Source organism: Legionella cardiaca, from assembly GCF_029026145.1.
Taxonomy (GTDB): Bacteria; Pseudomonadota; Gammaproteobacteria; order Legionellales; family Legionellaceae; genus Tatlockia; species Tatlockia cardiaca.
In genome coordinates this window covers 2575580-2592554 of the sequence record NZ_CP119078.1, presented here as the reverse complement: position 1 = coordinate 2592554, position 16975 = coordinate 2575580, and the positions used below count along the sequence as shown (strand labels likewise).

The window sequence follows — 16975 nt, the reverse complement described above, 5'->3', positions numbered from 1 at the left end:
TAATATGTTATGCCTAAATTAAAGTCACATCGTGGAGCGACTAAGCGCTTCCGTAAGACAGCAAGTGGTGCTATTAAGCGTCGTGGCGCTTATAGAAACCATATCCTCACCAAGAAGACGAGTAAACAAAAGCGTCAACTGCGAGTTGAATGCGGTACGTTGAAAGAGTGCGATGCTCGTTTAGCAAGACGTATGTTGCACGGTAGTTAAGGGGAGGATGAAGAATGCCAAGAGTTAAACGTGGTGTGACGGCCAAAGCACGTCATAAGAAGATTTTAGATCAAGCAAAAGGTTATTACGGTGCCCGTAGTCGGACATATCGTGTAGCCAAACAAGCTGTTATCAAGGCAGGTCAATACGCTTATCGTGACCGACGTCAGAAAAAGCGCCAATTCCGTGCATTGTGGATTACTCGTATTAATGCTCAAGCTCGTGAGTGTGGTTTATCCTATAGCCGTTTGATTGCTGGTTTGAAGAAGGCTGCAATCGAGCTGGATCGTAAAGTACTGGCAGATATGGCAGTGTACGATAAACCTGCTTTTGCAGCAGTAGCTGAAAAAGCAAAAGCAGCACTTGCATAATAATTATTGTCGTGATAACTAAGGGCTTTAGCAAATCCCAAATCTGAAGTTAAACGTGCATGCTACCTATGGTAAGTAGATGGGTGAAAAGCATAGTTTTTTCAGTTAAAGATTTGTTGCAGCCCTAACAAGGGAGGCTGTAGCCTCCCTTTTTACATGTAGGTTTAGATCATGCAAGATATCATCCTATTGCAGCAACAAGCTGCCGATGCCATTGCAAAAGCCCAAGATATTCCCATCCTGGAAGCAATCCGAGTTGATTATTTAGGTAAAAAAGGGCAATTGACAGAAATCCTGAAAGGATTGGCTGATTTGTCGGCGGAAGAGAAACCCAAGGTCGGGCAACTCGTTAATCAAGCCAAACGCGAAATTAGCGCCTTGATTGAAGAAAAAATGTTACAACTGAAAGAAGCGCAGCTTCAGAAGAAACTTGACGCAGAACGGATTGATGTGACTCTGCCTGGACGTCAGACTAAATCTGGTTCTTTGCATCCTGTAACACAAGTTAAGCAACAAATTACAGATTATTTTAGCCGCTTAGGTTTTGACATTGTAACTGGTCCAGAAATAGAGACAGAGTTTTACAATTTTGAAGCTTTGAATATTCCCTCTCATCATCCGGCAAGAGCAATGCACGATACATTCTATTTCGGAGATGGCCATCTGTTACGTACACATACATCGCCGGTACAGATTCGTATTATGGAAAATCGGACACCCCCTTTACGCTTGATCGCTCCGGGTCGTGTCTACCGTTGCGATTCAGACGTAACCCATACACCGATGTTTCACCAGGTAGAAGGTTTGCTAATTGACAAACGGGCAACGCTTTCTGATCTAAAGGGTTTATTACAAGATTTCTTTGCGCATTTTTTTGGTCGACAGCTCGCCTTGCGTTTTAGACCTTCTTATTTTCCCTTCACGGAGCCCTCTGCTGAAGTTGACATAGAGTGTACTCAATGTTTTGGTAAAGGATGTCGTTCTTGCAAATTTACTGGATGGTTGGAAGTATTAGGTTGTGGCATGGTTCATCCTAACGTGTTAAAAGCCGTTAATATTTCTCCTGAAGAATATCAAGGTTGGGCTTTTGGTATGGGCATGGACAGGCTCGCTATGCTTTACTTTGGCATTGATGATTTACGCATGATGTTTGAAAATGATGTAACCTTTTTAAAACAGTTTTAGATGAAAGACTGTTAATAGTTAATAAATTTCGTTGTCTTTGCATCCGATGATTAGTAATGCTAATCGGCTTGTATATTTCAAAGATGACGAATCCGAAGATAAAACATAGATAGACACTATCGTTAAATAAGCGGGAATGTTTTATGGAGACAAACTCCTGTTACCGATTAGTCTCTTGATATTAGACAGGTGTGACAATGAAAGTTAGTGAATTGTGGTTACGTGAATGGGTCAATCCTTCTTTAGATGAACAGCAATTGGCTGCACTCTTAACCATGTCGGGTTTGGAAGTTGATGCCGTAAATCCCGTTGCTGGTGAATTTAATGGTGTCCTTGTTGCCCAAGTTATTAACACGAAACCACATCCGCAGGCGGATAAGTTAACTTTGTGTGAAGTAAATGTAGGAACTGACCAGCTTTTAAAGGTGGTATGTGGTGCTGCAAATGTTCGAGCTGGTTTAAAAGTAGCGCTAGCCCAAATCGGGGCCCATTTACCCGGTGATTTTGTCATCAAAGAATCAACCTTACGAGGCGAGTTATCGCAAGGCATGTTGTGCTCAATGTCAGAGTTAGGTTTAGCAGAGCAGTCCGATGGCATTATGGAGTTAGATGAAAATGCCCCTATTGGTACTGATTTAAGAGCATACCTTACGTTAAATGATTGGGTTTTTGATATTGATTTAACACCTAATAGGGCTGATTGCTTTAGTGTATTAGGTGTTGCTCGAGAAATAGCCGCAATTACTCAATCTACGCTTAAAAAAGTTCCTCAGGAAAAAGTACAACCGGCTATTGATGAATCTCTGACAATTAAGATACAAGCTTCTGAGGCTTGCCCACAATACAGTGGTCGAATTATTCGTAATATTAATCCTGAGGCGTGCACGCCGGTTTGGATGATTGAACGGTTACGCCGTGCAGGTATTCGCCCCATACATCCTGTCGTTGATGTTACCAATTATGTCATGCTTGAGCTTGGTCAGCCTATGCATGCCTTTGATTTAAAAGCACTGCGTGGCGAGATAGTTGTACGTTTTGCTAAAGCAGAGGAAACATTGACCCTTCTGGATGGGCAAGAAGTTAATTTAAATGAGCGCGTGTTAGTTATTGCAGACAAAGAGAAATCACTTGCTATGGCAGGTATTATGGGAGGGGAGGATAGCGCTGTTCAAGAGAATACAACAGATGTTTTTCTTGAGAGTGCCTTTTTTAATCCCACCACTATTGCTGGAGTCGCCAGAAGTTATGGCTTGTGTACGGACTCTTCTCAGCGTTTTGAACGTGGAGTCGATCCGCAATTACAAGTTCTGGCTTTGGAAAGAGCAACAGTCTTATTGCTGGAAATCGTTGGTGGTGTTGCTGGTCCTATTAGTGTGGTTACTAAACTAGAAGCACTACCCCAGCAAAATAAAATTTCATTTAACCCTGCGCGAGTAGAGCAAGTTACTGGTTTACAAGTTGCAGAGGATAAAATGGCTGCCATGCTTGAAGCTTTAGGTATGCAAGTTGATAAAAGTGCTGCTATCTGGCAAGTTATTACCCCCTCACATCGCTTTGATATTAGTCTTGATGTTGATTTAGTCGAAGAAATAGCCCGTCTATACGGTTACGATGAACTCCCTGGAAGCACCATGGTTGCGCAAGTACAGGCAGGAACAATTAATCCTCTTGAATCACTAAGCTCTCGTATTTCTCAGCTATTTATTTCACGAGGCTATCACGAAACAATTAGCTATAGTTTTGTTGATCCTGAGTTACAAGAGACGCTTTATCCTGATGTGCCAACAATGCAGTTGTTAAATCCTATTTCCTCTGAATTATCTCAAATGCGTGCAGGTATGTGGCCAGGGTTATTAGCTTCAATGATTTATAATGTGCACCGCCAGCAGACAGCAATTAAATTTTTTGAAATGGGCGTCATTTTTGATCTGCAAGATGGAACGTTAAAAGAGCATCCCTCTATTGCAGGTTTGCTAACAGGAGAACATGGAACGCTGAATTGGGGCGAGAAGGCAGGCAAATTTGATTTTTATGATTTAAAAGGCGATTTGCAGGCCCTTTTCTCACACTTGCAATTAAAAGATGTTAATTTTCAAACGGCACAACATCCCGCGCTACACCCTGGTAAATCGGCACAAATTACAATCGATTCTCAAGACGCAGGCTGGTGTGGTGTACTCCACCCAAGAATTGCTGATGCACTCGATATTCATGATGAGGTTGTGTTATTTGAGCTTCGCTTAAACACGTTGCTGAATCAAACATCACCGCGATATCAACAAATTTCAAAATTCCCTCAGATACGACGTGATTTGTCATTGTTAGTAAGTAATGAAGTCAGTGCTGCACAGATAGAGAATGTGGTGCGCGAAATAGTCGAGAGCGAACACTTGAAGTCTTTTGATGTGTTTGATGTCTATACAGGGGAATCTATTCCTGAAGATAAAAAAAGTCTGGCAATTGCTCTTACTTTGCAGGATGATAAACGAACAATGGTTGATACAGAGATCAATACAATAATCAGTGCTATAATCAAGAGGCTTAATGAAAAATTTGCCATTATATTGAGGGACTAATCGTGAATGCACTAAGTAAAGCAATGATTGCAGAAACTTTATGTAATGAATTGGGTCTCGGGAAGTCTGATGCCAGAGACATGGTTGAGCAGTTTTTTGAAACATTAAAGCATGGCCTTGAGAATGGTCAGCATGTTAAGTTGTCAGGATTCGGCAACTTTACTTTGCGCGACAAGCCTCAACGACCTGGAAGAAATCCCAAGACAGGGCAGGCTATCCCTGTGGGGGCAAGGCGGGTGGTAACGTTTAAACCCGGCCTTAAATTAAAAACTAAAATAGAAGAGCGAGGTAAGTAGTTCATTGACTCATTACGATAAGCATGTTTTTTTATGCACCAATCAAAAAATACCTGGTAAACAATGTTGTGCTAACGCAGGTGGTGAGCCTTTTTTTGATTATATGAAATCAAGACTACTGGAACTTGGACTGCATGGCCCTGGTAAGGTAAGAATCAGTAAATCTGGATGCCTTGGTCGATGTAGCGAGGGTCCTTGTATTGTTATTTATCCTGAGGGAATATGGTATACCTATTCGTCGATCGCTGACATTGATGAAATTATAGATAGCCATCTAATAGCTGGAAATCCAGTTGCACATTTAATCATTCCCCATTAAGTGTATAATATTTAAACGAATCCAGGTTTTGATGTAAAACTTACAAATTTAAGCCCGCAGCAAAAATCTAAGTTATTTTCTAGCCTGCAGCAGCTTTATTTTAGTATCAAACTAGTAAAATTGTGCATAAAATCTAAAAAGCTTGCAGAATTTATAGCATTATACTTGTAGGTTATGCCGGTTTTAGTTAAAATCGCCCGTCTGATTGAAAGATTACCAATAAAGGCGGTACGGAGTTAATTTAATGAAAACATTTAGCGCCAAGACACATGAAGTCAAACGCGACTGGTATGTGATCGATGCTAGCGACAAGGTTTTAGGTCGTCTTGCTACCGAGATTGCTCGTCGTTTACGTGGCAAGCATAAGGCTGAATATACACCACACGTTGATACAGGTGATTATATTATTGTAACCAATGCGGAAAAAGTAACTGTTACTGGCCGTAAATTTAAAGAAAAGATGTATTACCATCATTCTGGTTTTCCCGGTGGTATAAAATCAACTTCTTTTGATAAGTTGCAACAAAAGAATCCTGTACGCATCATCGAGCTCGCAGTGAAAGGAATGCTTCCCAAAAATCCTTTGGGTCGAGAAATGTATCGTAAGCTCAAGGTTTATGCCGGCAATGAGCATCCTCATACAGCGCAGCAACCTAAGCAACTTGAGATTGAGGAATAAGTATGGCTGAAAGACAACAACACTATGGCACTGGCCGTAGAAAAAGTTCAACGGCTAGAGTATTTTTACGTCCTGGCAAGGGCGAAATTAAAGTCAATAATCGTTCATTAGAAGATTATTTTGGTCGTGAAACTTCATGCATGATCGTTCGTCAACCTTTAGAAACTGTTGATGTAATTGGCAAGTTTGATATCTATGCAACTGTCGTTGGCGGTGGAATTTCCGGTCAAGCAGGTGCTATTCGCTTGGGTATCGCTCGTGCATTAGTGGCCTATGATGAGCATGGTCTAGCTGAAGATGCTGAGCCAAGTCCTACTTCTTTCCGTAGAAAATTACGTGCACGTGGTCTGTTGACTCGCGATTCAAGACGCGTGGAAAGAAAAAAGGTTGGTTTGCACAAAGCTCGCCGTGCAACGCAATACTCAAAACGTTAATCTTATTCGTACCAAAAGACCCCGCAAAAGCGGGGTTTTTTTTATCTTCCTATTGAAATTGTTTATCGCAGATTAAGAATAATTAAATACAACAAGGAAAGTTAGCCCATCCTCCTCGAAGCGCTGGATTTATCAGAAAGTAGAGAGATGTATAATAAGTCGTTGATTTTGCTAAGGAGCCGTAAGATGTCTTATGACAATATTCTTGATGGGCATATACTGAGTATTGTGCAAACCCAAGAAATTTCTGAGCAAAGTGATTTGCAGAAAAGTTTGCAAGAAAGAGGCTATGATATTCCGCAAGCCACGCTATCGCGTCGGTTAAAAAAATTAAATATTGCTAAGGTTGCTGGTGTTTATCGAGTCGTGGATTTCAGTGTGCCAAGTATACCACTTGTACTTAATATCCAGGTTTCCGATTATGGCATGATTGTTTTACATACTCATCCGGGTAACGCAAATAGTCTGGCGTCTTTTCTTGATAAAAAATTTGTTAGCTACTCCGCCAAAAATCCGAATGAATCAGGCATCTTGGGTACCATTGCTGGTGATGATACCATTTTGCTAATTATCAAGAGCAAGCAACATTTAGAAGGTGTTTTAGCAATATTAAAAAAAGAGTTTCCTTACCTTATTTTCAGTGATTAATTTCTGGTGAATTAAAACTCTAAGGCAGAAAAGAGGAATTTTTGGGATCCATATTCTCTAATCTAACAGGTTAGATTTATGTATAAAAATTAGTAACTTCATTACCTGCAAATAATTTATGAGGATTAGCAATTAATTATTTGGCTCAATGTTTAAGTTCTCTTAAAATATTTTTTTCATTAGAGAATCCCCTGTCATTTTCAAATGTGTAATTCTTTGTTATAACTGAATTTAAATTTTTTTGTTAGTGATCTGACAGAAATGGAACTGAGGGATAAACCAGGACGAAATGACGTGATAGATGATAGTGATCCTACTCAAAATGATAATCCTACTGAAGAAGAAATTGATGAGCAACGGCGTAAGTTTCTATTGACGACCACGGGCGTCTTAGGGGGAGTAGGTGTAGCTTGTGCATTGACTCCTTTTATTTCCTCATGGCTACCCAGTGCCCAAGCAGAGGCTGCTGGAGCTCCTGTACAAGTTGATCTAAGTAAGATTGAGCCTGGGCAGCAGGTTACTGTCGAATGGCGAGGTAAACCCGTATGGATAATTCGACGCACAAAAGAAATGCTCCAAACCTTAAGAGGGGCAGAAAATCAATTACGCGATCCAGAGTCTTTGGTTGAACAACAACCGGCCTATGCTAAAAATGTATACCGTTCTATCAATCCTGAATATTTGGTATTAGTGGGAATTTGTACCCATTTAGGATGCTCGCCAAAATATTTACCTAATGTTAATGAACTTGGACCGCATTGGCCTGGCGGATTTTATTGTCCTTGTCATGGGTCGACTTTTGATTTGGCTGGAAGAGTTTTTAAAGGAGTACCTGCACCCATTAATTTACAGGTACCGCCTTATTATTTTGTAAGCGAGCATGTCATTGTAATCGGCGAAGAAAAGAAACAAGGATAATCCAAGATGAGTGGATGGATAGATTGGTTAGATGCACGTTTCCCGTTATTGAACACCTGGCGAGCGCATGCAAGCGAATACTACGCACCGAAGAATTTTAATTTTTATTACTTTTTTGGCTCATTAGCCACGATTGTTTTAGTTAATCAGTTAGTTACCGGCCTTTGGTTAACCATGTTTTATACCCCGACGGCGCAGCAAGCGTTTAGCTCCGTTGAATATATTATGCGTGATGTGAATTACGGATGGTTGCTACGGTATATGCATTCTACGGGAGCCTCGGCTTTTTTTATTGTTATTTATCTCCATATGTTTAGAGGCTTGCTTTATGGTTCTTACCAAAAACCAAGAGAACTGGTTTGGTTATTAGGCGTAGTAATATTTCTTTTGCTAATGGCCGAAGCCTTTTTTGGCTATTTATTACCTTGGGGGCAGATGTCCTTTTGGGGTGCTCAGGTTATAACCTCTCTATTTGGGGCAATTCCCTGGGTTGGTGATAGTGTGGCAACCTGGTTACGCGGTGATTTCAATGTCGCTAATGCCACGCTACAGCGATTTTTTGCCCTACATGTGATTGGTGTCCCATTGTTGCTCTTGTTGCTGGTTTTTTTACATCTGGTTGCCCTTCATAAAGTAGGTTCAAACAACCCACTAGGGGTGGATATTAAAAAATATCTAGGGCCAGACGGGAAACCACTCGACGGTATTCCTTTTCATCCGTACTACGTTGTTAAGGATTTTGCGGGGATTATCGTTTTTCTTATTCTATTTTTTGCTGTTGTTTTTTTTATACCGGAAATGGGGGGGTATTTTTTAGAATATGCCAACTTTGTCCCAGCCAATCCAATGGTTACTCCTGAACACATTGCTCCCGTGTGGTATTTAACACCATTCTACGCGATGCTAAGAGCAATACCTGACAAATTGTTAGGAGTAATTACGATGGGGGCCGCCATATTGATTTTATTTTTTATTCCATGGTTAGACAGAAGTCCTGTGCGTTCGATGCGTTACAAAGGTTATTACTCAAAATATGCTTTGGCTGCATTTGTTATCAGTTTTGTTATGCTTGGCTATCTCGGAACGGTAATCATGACGCCGTTTAAGCAATATTTAGCCCGGATTTTTACAGCAATTTATTTTGCTTATTTCCTATTTATGCCCCTGTATACACGTCATGAGCAGCACAAAACCGTACCTGAGAGGATCCCAGCATGAGTAAAAGGCAGATAGGTTGCTTCCTTTTAGGATTATTGGTTGCTTCATTTGTACACGCTGCTAATAATGTTGCATTGTTACCGGTGAATATTGATTTGCATGATTCTGCAAAATTGCAACGCGGCGCAAGAATATTCATGAATTATTGTTCGGGTTGCCACGCATTACGTTATATGCGATACAACCAAATGGCAACGGATCTTGGCTTAACGACGTTTGATGGTGAAATTGATAAGGATTTATTATTCAATAACTTAGTATTCACCTCAGCGAAAATTCATGATCCCATCCAAATTAGTATGCCTGAGAAAGACGCCAGGCAATGGTTTGGTATTGTGCCACCTGATCTTTCATTGACTGCTCGGGAGCGAGGCCCCGCATGGATTTTTACTTATTTAAAAAGTTTTTATGAAGATAAGAGCAGGCCTTTTGGTACGAATAATCTTTTAATTCCAGACGTTGCAATGCCCAACATTCTCGAACCGCTAATTGGCCGTGTCATTGGTATTACCGAAGGACAGGGACCCAAACCGCATGTGTCTCATCTGGTTTTAGTGGAAAAAGGAGAAATGGGGATCCAGCAATTTGATAGCACCCTTGAAGATTTAGTCACTTTTTTAGCTTATGTTGCTGAACCTGCGAAATTAGTTCGTTTTCGCATAGGTGTAGGAGTGATTATATTTTTATGCATTTTTTGGTTAGTTGCCTACCAATTAAAGCGAGTTTATTGGAAAAGGATACATTAGATTCGCAAGTTGAAAAATCGCTAATGTCTTATTCCAATAAAAATTGACTAAGTAATTTACAGAATTAGAAAATTGTCTGTGATCTATCATCAAATTGGTTAAATTTGTGATAAAATAATGCCCTTTGACATACCCAAAGGTATGAATTGAACGATTGACGACGAGGAGTTTGCTGATGGCTATTGTGGCAAAGCGCACGATTATGTCCTTATATTCTGATAATGATGATATTTATAGTCATCAAGTTCGTATAGTTTTGGCTGAAAAAGGAGTTAATGTTGAAATTCTCCATGCCAAGCAAGGCGAAGCTCCTAATGATTTATTAGCCGTTAATCCTTATGGAACGATTCCTACTCTTTTGGATAGAGAATTGGTTCTTTATGAAGCGCGCATTATTATGGAATATCTGGACGAACGTTTTCCTCATCCGCCGCTTTTACCCGTATATCCTGTTGCTCGAGCTGAAGCACGCAAAATGATGCATCGAATAGAACAGGATTGGTATTGTTTATTGCAAAATATCAAAGCCTCTCAGGATGTAGAGCAGTCACGTCAATACCTGCTTGAAAGTCTGGTTAATCTTGAACCTGTTTTTGCCGATAAACCTTATTTTTTAAGTGATGAATTTTCTTTATTAGATTGCGCGTTAGCTCCGTTATTATGGCGTTTGCCTCAGTTAGGAATTGAAGTTCCTGCAAAAGCTAAAGGATTGCATGCCTATATGCAGCGTCTATTCAAGCGTGATTCTTTCCAGGCAAGCTTGACTGATGCTGAGAGGCAATTAAGAGCGGCCTGATTATGAATATGACCTCTAATAAGCCTTATCTTATTCGTGCTATTTATGATTGGATTGTCGACAACGACCTGACTCCTTATATTTTGGTCAATGCCAATTATCCTGGTACTCAGGTGCCACTGGAATATGTTAATGGCGGTCGAATAGTCTTAAATATTTCTCCTAAGGCGTGTCGAGGTTTACACCTTGAGAATGACAGGATTGTATTTACAGCCCGTTTTTCTGGCGAAAGCATGCAGATTTTTATCGTTCCTACTGCTGTTTTGGCAATTTATGCCAAAGAAAATGGTCAAGGAATGGAGTTTCCTGAAGAAGCTCACGAGCCTCCACCATCGACTAGAACAGGACCAGAAAGCAGTAAGGGACGCAAACCTGCATTAACGCTTGTAAAAAAACAAGAGTAGTGTTGTTACTTTCAGGATATCTACAAAATAAATTTGCTGGTAACACTGATGAGTATCTGCAGGCTATAAACGTATCCTAGTATCGCTAGGGAGCATAAGAAAAAAGGCTATGACTACCTCAAAAATCCCTCTCTATCAGGTTGAGCATATTCGTTTATGTGAGCAGCTAGCCATGACTGATCTGGGTTTATCTGAAGATGAGTTAATGGAGCGTGCGGGGTTTAACGCTTTTTCCACGTTGACTGCTCTTTATCCTGATGTGCGTAATCTAGCAATATTTTGTGGAAGTGGTAATAACGCCGGAGACGGTTATGTGCTGGCGCGTCTCGCCCACGAAGAAGGTTACTCCGTCGTTATCCATCAATATAAAACAGCAGAGAATTTACCTCCTGCAGCACGTCATGCAGCGTTAACTGCTATTGCTGCAGGTGTGGTTTGTCAATGTCTGGATGAGTCAATTGATAGTGAGGTAGAACTAATTGTTGATGCATTATTAGGGATAGGCTTACATGGTGATGTCAAGGGCCCTATTGCAACAGCAATTAATCAGATTAATGATAGTCAGCTTCCTGTGTTAGCTATTGATATTCCCTCTGGTTTAAATGCTGATACGGGATGCGTGTTGGGAGTAGCCGTACGTGCAACGACAACCACGACGTTTATAGGGCGAAAATTAGGTTTAATGACTGCCGATGGACCTGATCATTGTGGTAAGTTAATTTGTCATAGTTTAGGGCTAGAAAGCTGTCTATCATCAATCTCGCCTGCAGCTTATGTATTGGACGAACATTTGCGCAATATGCTGTTGCCCGCTCGACTAAAAAATTCTCACAAGGGTAATTTTGGTCATGTTTTGGTCATAGGTGGCGGTCATGGGATGCCAGGTTCTGTTTATTTAACAGCTAATGCTGCTTTACGCGTGGGAGCGGGGCTAGTGACAATTGCCACAAGGCCAGAACATGCTGGGCATGTATTGCCATTATTACCAGAAGCGATGATTTATGGCATTGAGGAAGTTGATGAGCTTTCACCGTTAATTAGTAGAGCGACAGTATGTGTGATTGGTCCTGGATTAGGCGAAGATGAATGGGCTAATGCATTATTTCTCAAAGCGATGACCTCCCAGCTACCAATGATTATTGATGCTTCTGCTTTACGTATTTTGGCTAATCACTCACAACAGGATGATAATTGGGTTTTAACTCCTCATCCTGGTGAAGCAGCGAGTTTATTAAATTGCTCGACTGTAGAAATCCAAAAAGATCGTTATCAAGCTGTGCGTAACCTCCAAAAGCAATATGGAGGCAATGTAATTCTCAAAGGTGTAGGTACTTTGATTGCGACAGACGAGTCCGACATGTATTTATGTGCAGCTGGAAATCCTGGCATGGCCAGTGCTGGGATGGGGGATGCCTTAAACGGTGTTATTGCTGGGCTTGTTGCACAGGGATTATCTCTTGCAGATGCAGCCAAATTAGGTGTCTGGATTCATGCTACAGCAGCTGATATCGCCGCTAATGCTTTGGGAGAGCGAGGTCTTTTGGCCAGTGACCTAATGCCTTATTTACGTTATCAAGTGAATAACGTGTCGGTTGGTAAATAAATGATAAAAGTCGATTTAATTCTCCCTGATGAATCAAGTAGTGAAAGGCAGGCTGCAAAGACAGCTACTTGTCTGTTTTCACCACTGGTGTTGAGCTTCAGTGGCGAAATTGGCGCCGGAAAAACAATGTTCATTAGAGCGATGTTACGAGCGTTAGGAATTAAAACTGCAGTGAAAAGTCCAACTTTTTCTCTGGTTGAAAGTTATCAATGTAGTGATTTTCAGGTGCATCACTTTGATCTTTATCGTATTCATGATGAAGTGGAGCTAGAATATATCGGCTTTAGAGATTATTTTCGAGAGGACTCAGTCTGTTGTATTGAATGGCCAGAGCGGGGTGGCCATTTTTTGGAAAAAGTTGATATCAACTTTGCATTTATTATCAATGGGAGCGGACGTTTGCTAACTATAAAGGCTGCAAGCACCGCAGGAGAAAAACTGTTGTCTTGCCTTGTGGGTAAACATGAATAGACGCACCTTTGTATTTTGTTTGTTGATGGCAAGCTGTTCGTTGGCAATGGCTGCAAAATTGCTCTCCATCGAAGTGAAACAACAAGCAGGTAACCCTTCGGTACTTTTTTCATTAGATAGGGCTGTTGCTCATAAAGTTTTTACATTAACCAATCCGAATCGAGTGGTAATTGATTTTCAGGATACCGATTTAGCAGTAAATTTAAACCAAGTAAATTTGGGTCGACAATTGATTCGCGATATTCGTAGTGGACGCCCTAATCCTCATACCCTGCGTTTGGTCTTTGAAGTTAATCAAGTTGTGATGACCCAGACAAAACCTCTACAGCAATCAGCAAAATCAAAACACAGTTTTTCGTTAAATTTATCGACAAATGGGGCATACAGATTAACAAGAAATGAGGCCACAAATTTAACGGTCAATGATCCTACGATTCCTCATTATTATGATGGTCCTTCTTCCGTTTCGAAAAGACAAGCTGTTACGCACGTTGCTAAGACACCTGTCTCTGTACGTCATGCCCCACAAAAAGCATTGCGTGATGTTATAGTTGTGTTAGATCCTGGTCATGGTGGGAAGGATCCAGGTGCCAGTGGACCAAGAAGAACACAAGAAAAAAATGTGACCTTGGCTATTGCCCAGAAATTAAAACAAATTATTGATAGACAACCAGGTATGAGAGCTGTATTGACACGCAATGGCGATTACTACATTGAATTACGTGAACGTCTAAGAATTGCCAGAAAATACAATGCTGATGTATTTATTTCTATCCATGCCGATGCGTTTATTAATCAGCATTCGAGTGGGGCTTCGGTTTTTGCATTATCACAATCTGGGGCAACAAGCGAAGCGGCACGTTGGCTTGCTGAAAAGGAAAACTATTCAGAGCTGGGTGGAGTGAATTTATCGGAATTGGATGATCAAAGTGGTTTGGTCCGGACAGTGTTAATTGATTTATCCCAGACTGCTACCATTGGTGCCAGTTTGCATATGGGTGAACGCGTGCTGCGGAATTTGGATAGAATTACTAATTTACATAATCATAAGGTGGAGCAAGCCCGATTCATGGTTCTTAAGTCTCCTGATATCCCCTCTATCTTAATTGAAACGGGGTTCATTTCTAATCCTCGTGAAGAAAGCAATCTGACCAGTCCTCGTTATCAGCAACATTTAACACAAGCAATTTTTGAAGGTTTAAAGCGTTATTTTTGGGATTATCCGCCACACGGAACGCGTATTGAAGCATTGGCGGGAGATGGAAATATTCATCTGGTTCGCCGTGGTGAATCGCTACCACAAATTGCATCCAGGTATCGTGTTTCAATTGCAGCAATTCAAACGGCTAATCATTTGCCAGGAAACCAAATTAAAGCGGGTCAACGACTTATTATTCCTGTCGCATGAGAATTCAACAGTTGCCTTTGGCTTTAGCCAATCAAATTGCAGCCGGTGAAGTTATTGAGCGTCCGGCTTCTATTGTTAAAGAGTTATTGGAAAACGCTCTGGATGCTAAAGCTAATCTCATTAACATCGATATTAGTTATGGTGGTTTAAACCAGGTTAAAATCAGTGACAATGGTACAGGTATTGTTGCTGAGGATCTGCCTTTAGCCATTGCCCCTCATGCTACCAGTAAGATTAACCAACTAAGTGATTTATACTCTATCGCCAGTATGGGTTTTCGTGGAGAAGCTCTGGCAAGTATTGCCTCTGTTTCTCGTTTAACGATTAGTTCTAAACCTAAAGAACAAGCTCATGCAATGAAATTAATCAGCGATGGACAAACTTTTCACCTAGAACCTTGTGCCCGAAGTGAAGGTACCACGGTTGAGGTGCGCGATGTCTTTTTTAATGCTCCAGTTAGGAAAAAATTCTTAAAATCGGAACGTAGCGAATTTCAAGCTATTGAGATGGTTGTCAAGCGTTTTGCTTTAAGTGCCCCGGAAATAACAATCAATCTAAATCATAATGAAAAAAAAATATTAAGTTTACCTGCGGCACAATGTGATAAAACGAGGTTAGCTCGTATTCGCAAAATATTAGGTAAGACTTTTGTCGAGCACGCCTGCTACCTTGATGTTGAGCATGCCAACATGCGACTTTGCGGCTGGTTAGCAAAAGGGGATTATCAGCGTAGTCAAAATGATAAGCAATGGATTTATATTAATAAGCGCATGGTCAAAGATAAATTATTACATCATGCGATTAAACAAGCCTATGAAAATTTTTTGCATCCAGGTCGTTACCCTTCTTGTCTGTTGTATTTGACTATTGCGCCCGAAGAAGTTGACGTGAATGTGCATCCCACAAAACATGAAGTTCGTTTTCAACAACCTCGTTTAGTTCACGATTTTATTAGTTCCCAACTTCATCAGATGTTACATGCCGCCCAACAATCCGAACCCTATAAATTGATAGGGGAAGAAAAGAGGACCAGATTACAAATTAATGAGCCTTTTATACCACCGCCTCTATTGATTACGGAAAACCAGATTTTAGTTGCTGAAAATTCTAAGCAATGGATTGTCTTGAATGATCATTTTGTGTTGGTCTTTTTGCATGAGCAACCGTATTTAGTCGATGCCAATTATCTGCAACAACATTGGTTAAGATCAGTCTTGCTTCAGCAAAGTTTGCCTCTTGCGAGTCGCCCACTTTTAGTGCCTGTAAGTCATACTCTTCATGAGATAAATTTAAAGCATTTTCAGCAAGTTAAGCAGGGTTTAGAACAAGTAGGGATTAATATTAATTTAATGGGTGAAAATGTCATATTTGTTCGTACTTTACCCACTGCGATTCCTCATTTGGACCTTAAGCAATTCTTAAATGCTATATTTAAAGAATCCATATCAAAAAATATGGAATTGATGGAGTTATTGATTAAACATCAAATTTTTAACCCGAGACATGCTTCGCAAGGAGAAAAAGAAGCGTTAATTACTTACATGCAAAGCTTGGAAATGAGTAAGAGCGATGAACGATACGAATGGCGAAAGCAGTTGTCTAAAGAGCTTTGCAGGGATTTATTAAATGGCTAAAACTATTTTTTGCTTGATGGGGCCCACGGCTTCAGGAAAAACAGCCTTAGCCTGTGAACTGTTAAGAGTCTTCCCTTTTGAAATCATTAGTGTTGATTCAGCAATGGTTTACAGGGAGATGAATATTGGTACCGCAAAACCTGAGCCTGAAGAACTTAAGAATGCTCCTCATCATTTAATTGATATTTTAGACCCCATCGAGAGTTATTCTGCTGCCCAATTTTGTGAAGATGCAGTGGAGTTGATTGAAGCCATCTATGAGCGAGGAAAAATTCCTTTGCTTGTAGGGGGAACAATGATGTATTTCAATGCATTACAGCAAGGCTTGTCTGCTTTGCCTCAAGCTGATGAAGCAATTCGCGCAGAGTTGTTGAAACAGGCAGAGCATCATGGCTGGTCCTTTTTGCATCGACAGTTAGAGGAAATTGATCCCCTATCAGCAGGGCGAATCCATCCTAATGATACGCAGCGTATTCAAAGAGCATTGGAAGTTTTTCAACTGACAGGTAAGCCGTTATCTTTCTTTTGGTCAGAGCAAAAGGGCGCTGCTAAATATGATTTTATAAATATTATCTTATTTCCTGAGCAACGAAATTGGTTGCATGAGCGTATTGCTTTGCGATTTGAACAAATGTTGCTTAAGGATTTTGTCGCAGAAGTTGCTGAACTTTTGCAAAAATGGCAATTACCGCCCACTTGTCCATCAATGCGTAGTGTTGGTTATCGTCAAGTGATTAATTATCTCGCTGGTGACTATGATTATGAAACTCTACGTCATAAAGGAATTGTTGCCACACGGCAGTTAGCCAAAAGGCAATTAACCTGGTTACGTAATTGGCCCGAAGGTATATTTTTTGATTGTGAAGATAGCGCAACGGCAAAAAGGGAAATCGTGGCACTTATCAAGGAAATAATGGATAATAGAATGCAAAATTTATGACTTCTGCGTTGTTGTCTATTGTTGCGTTTGTTAAAAACGAATTTTTCACCTAAAATCGGCAGCTTATTTGACTTAAACTACGTATGGAAGTTCACAATTTCTTGAGATTTCTAGAGGAA

The 16975-nt window shown here is 40.6% G+C and carries 19 protein-coding genes; all 19 read left to right on the top strand.

Annotation, left to right across the window (positions count from 1 at the left end):
* The first annotated feature begins 9 nt into the window (after positions 1 to 9).
* The 19 genes from rpmI (at position 10) to miaA (ending at position 16856) form a co-directional block, all read left to right on the top strand.
* Positions 10 to 210 carry a 50S ribosomal protein L35 gene (rpmI, locus tag PXX05_RS11195; protein WP_275088300.1) on the top strand — a complete coding sequence of 67 codons (201 nt, stop codon included), beginning with the start codon at positions 10 to 12 and terminating at the stop codon, positions 208 to 210.
* Between the two features lie 14 nt (positions 211 to 224).
* Complete coding sequence (gene rplT / locus PXX05_RS11190; RefSeq protein ID WP_058441027.1) at positions 225 to 581, top strand: 50S ribosomal protein L20; 357 nt, start codon at positions 225 to 227, stop codon at positions 579 to 581.
* Positions 582 to 752: 171 nt separating this feature from the next.
* Complete coding sequence (gene pheS / locus PXX05_RS11185) at positions 753 to 1766, top strand: phenylalanine--tRNA ligase subunit alpha (RefSeq protein WP_275088299.1); 1014 nt, start codon at positions 753 to 755, stop codon at positions 1764 to 1766.
* Between the two features lie 197 nt (positions 1767 to 1963).
* Positions 1964 to 4342 carry a phenylalanine--tRNA ligase subunit beta gene (gene pheT / locus PXX05_RS11180; protein WP_275088298.1) on the top strand — a complete coding sequence of 793 codons (2379 nt, stop codon included), beginning with the start codon at positions 1964 to 1966 and terminating at the stop codon, positions 4340 to 4342.
* Positions 4343 to 4344: 2 nt separating this feature from the next.
* Positions 4345 to 4638: an integration host factor subunit alpha gene (locus PXX05_RS11175; protein ID WP_275088297.1), complete on the top strand. Its 294-nt coding sequence runs from the start codon at positions 4345 to 4347 to the stop codon at positions 4636 to 4638.
* A gap of 4 nt (positions 4639 to 4642) precedes the next feature.
* The gene (locus PXX05_RS11170; protein WP_275088296.1) at positions 4643 to 4957 is read left to right on the top strand and encodes a (2Fe-2S) ferredoxin domain-containing protein; all 315 of its coding nucleotides are present in this window, start codon (positions 4643 to 4645) and stop codon (positions 4955 to 4957) included.
* 244 nt (positions 4958 to 5201) lie between these two features.
* A complete protein-coding gene (gene rplM, locus PXX05_RS11165) occupies positions 5202 to 5636 on the top strand; it encodes a 50S ribosomal protein L13 (protein ID WP_275088295.1) in 435 nt (144 codons plus the stop codon).
* Positions 5637 to 5638: 2 nt separating this feature from the next.
* Positions 5639 to 6070, top strand: a complete 432-nt coding sequence (rpsI, locus tag PXX05_RS11160; RefSeq protein WP_275088294.1) for a 30S ribosomal protein S9 — start codon at positions 5639 to 5641, stop codon at positions 6068 to 6070.
* 186 nt (positions 6071 to 6256) lie between these two features.
* Positions 6257 to 6718 (top strand): arginine repressor, encoded by a 462-nt coding sequence (locus PXX05_RS11155; protein WP_275088293.1) that lies wholly within the window; start codon positions 6257 to 6259, stop codon positions 6716 to 6718.
* A gap of 261 nt (positions 6719 to 6979) precedes the next feature.
* Positions 6980 to 7636 carry a ubiquinol-cytochrome c reductase iron-sulfur subunit gene (petA, locus tag PXX05_RS11150; RefSeq protein WP_275088292.1) on the top strand — a complete coding sequence of 219 codons (657 nt, stop codon included), beginning with the start codon at positions 6980 to 6982 and terminating at the stop codon, positions 7634 to 7636.
* Between the two features lie 6 nt (positions 7637 to 7642).
* On the top strand, positions 7643 to 8854 hold the full coding sequence (locus PXX05_RS11145; RefSeq protein WP_275088291.1) for a cytochrome b: 1212 nt from the start codon (positions 7643 to 7645) through the stop codon (positions 8852 to 8854).
* Positions 8851 to 9600: a cytochrome c1 gene (locus PXX05_RS11140; protein ID WP_275088290.1), complete on the top strand. Its 750-nt coding sequence runs from the start codon at positions 8851 to 8853 to the stop codon at positions 9598 to 9600. The genes PXX05_RS11145 and PXX05_RS11140 overlap by 4 nt, the downstream gene beginning before the upstream one ends.
* 175 nt (positions 9601 to 9775) lie before the next feature.
* Complete coding sequence (sspA, locus tag PXX05_RS11135) at positions 9776 to 10396, top strand: stringent starvation protein SspA (protein WP_275088289.1); 621 nt, start codon at positions 9776 to 9778, stop codon at positions 10394 to 10396.
* Between the two features lie 2 nt (positions 10397 to 10398).
* Positions 10399 to 10800 carry a ClpXP protease specificity-enhancing factor gene (locus PXX05_RS11130; protein ID WP_275088288.1) on the top strand — a complete coding sequence of 134 codons (402 nt, stop codon included), beginning with the start codon at positions 10399 to 10401 and terminating at the stop codon, positions 10798 to 10800.
* Positions 10801 to 10909: 109 nt separating this feature from the next.
* On the top strand, positions 10910 to 12403 hold the full coding sequence (locus PXX05_RS11125; RefSeq protein ID WP_275088287.1) for an NAD(P)H-hydrate dehydratase: 1494 nt from the start codon (positions 10910 to 10912) through the stop codon (positions 12401 to 12403).
* Complete coding sequence (tsaE, locus tag PXX05_RS11120; protein ID WP_275088286.1) at positions 12404 to 12874, top strand: tRNA (adenosine(37)-N6)-threonylcarbamoyltransferase complex ATPase subunit type 1 TsaE; 471 nt, start codon at positions 12404 to 12406, stop codon at positions 12872 to 12874.
* Positions 12867 to 14282, top strand: coding sequence for an N-acetylmuramoyl-L-alanine amidase (locus tag PXX05_RS11115; protein WP_275088285.1), 1416 nt, complete (start codon positions 12867 to 12869; stop codon positions 14280 to 14282). The genes tsaE and PXX05_RS11115 overlap by 8 nt, the downstream gene beginning before the upstream one ends.
* A complete protein-coding gene (gene mutL, locus PXX05_RS11110; RefSeq protein WP_275088284.1) occupies positions 14279 to 15916 on the top strand; it encodes a DNA mismatch repair endonuclease MutL in 1638 nt (545 codons plus the stop codon). Before PXX05_RS11115 ends, mutL begins: the two co-directional genes overlap by 4 nt.
* Positions 15909 to 16856, top strand: a complete 948-nt coding sequence (miaA, locus tag PXX05_RS11105) for a tRNA (adenosine(37)-N6)-dimethylallyltransferase MiaA (protein WP_275088283.1) — start codon at positions 15909 to 15911, stop codon at positions 16854 to 16856. Before mutL ends, miaA begins: the two co-directional genes overlap by 8 nt.
* Positions 16857 to 16975 lie beyond the last annotated feature (119 nt).

Bases quoted from the DNA above. Each gene is read 5' to 3' on its own strand.
- PXX05_RS11155 (WP_275088293.1), top strand. From the start codon at position 6,257: ATGTCTTATGACAATATTCTTGATGGGCATATACTGAGTATTGTGCAA.
- rpmI (WP_275088300.1), top strand. From the start codon at position 10: ATGCCTAAATTAAAGTCACATCGTGGAGCGACTAAGCGCTTCCGTAAG.
- PXX05_RS11125 (WP_275088287.1), top strand. From the start codon at position 10,910: ATGACTACCTCAAAAATCCCTCTCTATCAGGTTGAGCATATTCGTTTA.
- mutL (WP_275088284.1), top strand. From the start codon at position 14,279: ATGAGAATTCAACAGTTGCCTTTGGCTTTAGCCAATCAAATTGCAGCC.
- pheT (WP_275088298.1), top strand. From the start codon at position 1,964: ATGAAAGTTAGTGAATTGTGGTTACGTGAATGGGTCAATCCTTCTTTA.
- miaA (WP_275088283.1), top strand. From the start codon at position 15,909: ATGGCTAAAACTATTTTTTGCTTGATGGGGCCCACGGCTTCAGGAAAA.
- PXX05_RS11130 (WP_275088288.1), top strand. From the start codon at position 10,399: ATGAATATGACCTCTAATAAGCCTTATCTTATTCGTGCTATTTATGAT.
- rplM (WP_275088295.1), top strand. From the start codon at position 5,202: ATGAAAACATTTAGCGCCAAGACACATGAAGTCAAACGCGACTGGTAT.
- petA (WP_275088292.1), top strand. From the start codon at position 6,980: ATGGAACTGAGGGATAAACCAGGACGAAATGACGTGATAGATGATAGT.
- sspA (WP_275088289.1), top strand. From the start codon at position 9,776: ATGGCTATTGTGGCAAAGCGCACGATTATGTCCTTATATTCTGATAAT.
- PXX05_RS11115 (WP_275088285.1), top strand. From the start codon at position 12,867: ATGAATAGACGCACCTTTGTATTTTGTTTGTTGATGGCAAGCTGTTCG.
- PXX05_RS11145 (WP_275088291.1), top strand. From the start codon at position 7,643: ATGAGTGGATGGATAGATTGGTTAGATGCACGTTTCCCGTTATTGAAC.
- tsaE (WP_275088286.1), top strand. From the start codon at position 12,404: ATGATAAAAGTCGATTTAATTCTCCCTGATGAATCAAGTAGTGAAAGG.
- PXX05_RS11140 (WP_275088290.1), top strand. From the start codon at position 8,851: ATGAGTAAAAGGCAGATAGGTTGCTTCCTTTTAGGATTATTGGTTGCT.
- rplT (WP_058441027.1), top strand. From the start codon at position 225: ATGCCAAGAGTTAAACGTGGTGTGACGGCCAAAGCACGTCATAAGAAG.
- pheS (WP_275088299.1), top strand. From the start codon at position 753: ATGCAAGATATCATCCTATTGCAGCAACAAGCTGCCGATGCCATTGCA.
- rpsI (WP_275088294.1), top strand. From the start codon at position 5,639: ATGGCTGAAAGACAACAACACTATGGCACTGGCCGTAGAAAAAGTTCA.